This is a genomic window from Empedobacter sp. UBA7252 (assembly GCF_002472765.1).
GTDB lineage: Bacteria > Bacteroidota > Bacteroidia > Flavobacteriales > Weeksellaceae > Empedobacter > Empedobacter falsenii_B.
The window spans coordinates 12431-13070 of sequence record NZ_DKSQ01000104.1; the positions used below are offsets into that span (position 1 = coordinate 12431).

General features: G+C 31.4%; 1 protein-coding gene. It reads right to left on the reverse strand.

Features of this window, described 5'->3' with window-relative positions:
* A partial coding sequence (locus tag B2X73_RS14505) for a TonB-dependent receptor domain-containing protein (protein WP_291096819.1) occupies positions 1-640 on the reverse strand: 640 nt, incomplete at both ends.

The window sequence follows — 640 nt, forward strand, 5'->3', positions numbered from 1 at the left end:
GTTTAATTTTTTGTAGAAAAATCCTCCCGAAACAATTCCGATATTTTCGAAATAGTTTTCAACCATTAAATCATAGTTTATGGCGTAGGTCGCTTTCAGATTTGGATTACCTGCAAAAAGCTCTGTATCTTCTTTCAAAACACTTATAAAAGGTGCTAAACTGTAATAATTTGGTCGTGCAATACTTGTTGTGAAAGCCGCTCTTAGAATAAAATCATTTGTAAATTTATGTTTCAAAGAAAGACTTGGTAAAACGTTTGTATAATCGTTTTTGTGCTTGATTTCTCCAATTAAATCTTCTTCATCTTGAACATAATTCCCAGTATAATCTATCGAAGTATTTTCGATACGAACACCAACGATCAAAGATGTTTTAGATGATAGATCTTGATCCCAACGAATGTATCCTGCCGAAATATATTCTTTCGCTTTATAGTTAGAGGCTAGATATTCAGAAGGTTCTAAGTTAGATTCGAATAGATTTGTATTGTTTAAATCTAAATTTCCTAATTGATGATTTGAATAGAAATATCCAGCTTGGTATTTTTTACCAGCATTGAAACGATTGCTTGACCAATTTACAGGATTTTGAGTACTCAAATTTCCCATTCCATCTATGCTTTCGTATGAATAGAAAATG